The organism is Streptomyces sp. NPDC006476, assembly GCF_040612015.1.
Taxonomy (GTDB): Bacteria; Actinomycetota; Actinomycetes; order Streptomycetales; family Streptomycetaceae; genus Streptomyces; species Streptomyces griseorubiginosus_B.
The window spans coordinates 1-3,202 of sequence record NZ_JBEXPK010000226.1 but is presented as its reverse complement, the minus strand read 5'-3'; the positions used below and the strand labels follow the sequence as shown (position 1 = coordinate 3,202).

At 63.4% G+C, this 3,202-nt stretch carries 4 protein-coding genes and 1 pseudogene; 3 read left to right on the top strand and 2 right to left on the bottom strand.

Translation table 11 applies throughout. The features are described from left to right. A pseudogene (locus ABZZ74_RS53275) lies at positions 1-227 on the top strand (IS110 family transposase); the annotation flags it as partial. Between the two features lies 1 nt (position 228). Then, positions 229-1,164, top strand: a complete 936-nt coding sequence (locus ABZZ74_RS53270) for an IS3 family transposase (protein ID WP_356951328.1) — start codon at positions 229-231, stop codon at positions 1,162-1,164. A 305-nt stretch (positions 1,165-1,469) separates the two neighbouring features. Here ABZZ74_RS53270 and ABZZ74_RS53265 read toward each other — a convergent pair whose 3' ends face one another. After that, positions 1,470-1,772 carry a hypothetical protein gene (locus tag ABZZ74_RS53265; RefSeq protein WP_356951327.1) on the bottom strand — a complete coding sequence of 101 codons (303 nt, stop codon included), beginning with the start codon at positions 1,770-1,772 and terminating at the stop codon, positions 1,470-1,472. Positions 1,773-2,089: 317 nt separating this feature from the next. Between ABZZ74_RS53265 and ABZZ74_RS53260 the strand changes: the two genes are divergently transcribed. Then, the gene (locus ABZZ74_RS53260; RefSeq protein WP_356951326.1) at positions 2,090-2,446 is read left to right on the top strand and encodes a hypothetical protein; all 357 of its coding nucleotides are present in this window, start codon (positions 2,090-2,092) and stop codon (positions 2,444-2,446) included. Between the two features lie 104 nt (positions 2,447-2,550). On the opposite strand, the gene ABZZ74_RS53255 is transcribed toward ABZZ74_RS53260, so the two are convergent. Then, complete coding sequence (locus ABZZ74_RS53255) at positions 2,551-2,958, bottom strand: transposase (protein ID WP_356951325.1); 408 nt, start codon at positions 2,956-2,958, stop codon at positions 2,551-2,553. Positions 2,959-3,202: the final 244 nt, after the last annotated feature.

Below are 3,202 nucleotides of genomic sequence, written 5' to 3'. Positions count from 1 at the left end.
ACGCTCAGATCAAGGGCCGGGCGGGGCGGTTCAAGGCAATCGGCGCGACCCGGCACGACATCATCGTCGCCTACTGGCACATCGTCCATGACCGGATGCCCTACCGGGAGCTGGGAGCGGACTGGATCGCCCGGCGATATTCCCCCGAGCGCCGGGCCCAACGGCTCATCACCCAGCTGGAGGATCTGGGTGTGAGGGTGACCGTGGTCCCGGACACCTCGTCGTGACGTGGATTCATATCTCAGCGACCGCCTTCTTCGTGAAGGAGAACGACCGGTGAGCGAGTTGTGCCGGTTCATCCACGCGGAGAAGGCGAACTACCCGATCGTTCTGTTGTGCCGGGTGCTGCACGTCGCTCGTTCCTCCTACTACGCGTGGCGCGAGGGCGAGGCCGCCCGCCATGGCCGGCAGGCCGCCGACGACGCGCTCGCGCACGAGATCACGGTGCTGCACGTGGCCTCCCGCCGCACCTACGGTGTCCCGCGCATCCACGCCGAACTGCGGCGTCTGGGGCGGCGAGTGAACCGCAAGCGCATCGCCCGCGTGATGCGCGAGCGCGACATCCGAGGCGTCACCCGGCGCAGGCGCCACTCGTTGACCAGGCCCGACAAGAAGGCGAAGCCGGCCCCCGACCTGATCGGGGGCGACTTCCACGCCGAGCGGCCCGGGATCAAGCTGGTCGGCGACATCACCTACCTGCCCACTGCCGGGGGCTGGCTCTACCTCGCCTGCTGGCTGGACCTGGCCACCCGCGAGGTCGTCGGCTATGCCATGGCCGATCACCACTGCGCAGAACTCGTCGTGGACGCCCTCGACATGGCCTACGGTCGAGGCAACCTGGAGCCCGGCTGCGTGATCCACAGTGACCGCGGCAGCGAATACACTTCGACCCAATTCAGCGACCGAATAAGGAAGTTGGGACTGCAGAACAGCTGGGGACGCACGGGATCATGCTTCGACAACGCGGCCGCGGAGAGTTTCTGGGCCCTGCTCAAGGAAGAGATCGGCACCCGCATCTGGCCCGACCGGGCCACCGCCCGCGCCGAGGCCTTCACCTTCATCGAGACTTTCTACAACCGCCGCCGCCTGCGCAAGCACAAGACCTTCGGCTACCTCACCCCGGCCGAGACCAGGCAGCGGCATCAACATGCCCTCGCGGCATAACCGACGAGTGTCCAAGATCACGGGGAAACTTCAACATCGACTCCATCACGGGCACACACATGGCAGACTGACGATTCACCGAAGCTCCGTAGACACAGGGCGACTTGGTAGGTCACCCCCCTCAACGGAGCTTCGGTCTTACACATCACGGACCGCTCACCTGCGGAAACGTCTCAATCCCGGACCTTGCGTCAGCCCTGCTCTGGGGAGTCTTCTCAGCAGTAGTTTTCCATGTTGGCGGCCTATGTCCGCTGCCCAGGATAAGAATTCTGTGTCGAGGATCCTCGCGGATTCCAATTTACCTCTCACCATCTCGTAACTCGCTCTCGGCCGTGCTCTGCGCTCCAAGAGATGTAACGTGAGATGAGGTCCTCGGCGTCCTCGACCGGCCAGTATATGATCATAATCACTTTGCTCTTAGTCCGGTTATGGCGGTTGAGTCCGGGGTGGAGCAGGCCGGTCAGAATCCGACGGCCGATCGTCCCGAGGAGAGTGTCCCGATCGGTGTCCGCGGTAACGATGCCTGTGGCCTGGATCACCTGGTCGCGGGCGGTGTGGAGCGTGATGCTGAAACAGCGGAGCCGGCCTGCCTTTACGAAGATCGCCAACAGCCGCGAGACGTTGCCGAGAAGGGTTCAGCGGCATTGGGTCAGATGCCTCTATCGTCAGCGCAGCCCGGACGGGAAGACTCGTACGTAGATTCCAGCCTAGGTGTGCGCAAGTCGCAGTCGCCATAGCGGCGACTGCTGCAAGCTCCGCTTCGACCGGGATCGGGTCGAGCCCTGCATATGCAGCTGTGCGCGCCGGAGGAGAGCCCGCAAGGCTAATACCTCGCGTACTTAAACGTTGCAGGTTCTCGTTTTCCTGACCAAACGAAGGCGGCTATTCAGCTGAAATAGCCGCAGATGAAGGAGATAAATTTCAGATGCGCCCGTTCGTACACAAGGCGGCATTGGTCATGGCGGCAACCGCCGTGACCTCCGGCCTGACCGGGATCGGATCGACCCTCGCATACGCAGATGATTCATCGATCCAGGCAAATATTTGCAACAAGAGTCCTAACCCGTTAAACGGTATTACCGTCGAAGGGAATAACCAGGACAATCAACACGTTACCTGGAATGCGCCCGGTAGCCTCGCACCTAACGAATGCGTCATGACCAGCGGCTGGTGGTGGCACAAAAACACGGTCCTACGTATTAACTTCGAAGGGGGGTCCGTGTCCCTCGGTGTTCCAGATTGGAACGAGTCCGTGTTCAACGCCGACGTAAGCTCTAGCTGATCAGGTTTAGAGGTAAACATTCAGCCGGTGCGCGCTGGGTGATGGATTCGGGCGTGTGGTGACGGCCGGTGACCGTGGGCGGGCGGTCACCGGCTGGCGGGGTGTCAGGCGCGGGCTGTGGGTGGGAGCCAGGTGGTTCCGGTGAACTCGTCCGGGAGCACGGTGAGGGGGTTGACGGCGTGCTTGGCGGCGGTGGAGAGCACACCGCGGATCAGGTGGCGGTCCTTGGCTTGTTCCAGGTCGTTGAGCCGGCCGGAGACGTTTTCCTGGATCTTCGAGGGCCGCAGGTGGCGTTCTGCCTGGTTGGAGGTGGGTGGGATGCGCAGGTCGGTGGTGAAGCGCAGGAAGTCGTCCTCGCGCTCACAGAAGGCTTCCAGCAGCAGGCGGGTCTTGCGGGCGCCGGGCCGGTCGTCATCCAGGTGCTCGGTGTGCCCGAGGCCGATGCGGACCGAGGTGCCATCGGGGTAGAGCCCGGCCGCGCCGTTGAGGTCGCGCAGGACGTGGGCAGGCACAGCTGGTGGTTCAGGCCGCCGAGTTGGGCGCTGTCGTAGTTCTGGTAGCGGTCATGGACGGCGACCGCGCCGGCGTATGCGGAGAGCGGACACCAGCCCTTTTGTTATCGTAGGTTCGGAGTAGTTTTTGCACTGACCAGTCAGTTCAAAACCACTACAAGACCAGGGGATGGGGGGAACGTGCCCGGTACCGGTGTCACGGCCCGCGGCCTCGGACTCAGGGGCCCTCGCGGCCGGGTCTTCG

What these genes read in the sequence shown, in the direction of transcription:
- ABZZ74_RS53260 (WP_356951326.1), top strand. Translation starts at nt 2,090, where the DNA reads ATGCGCCCGTTCGTACACAAGGCGGCATTGGTCATGGCGGCAACCGCC.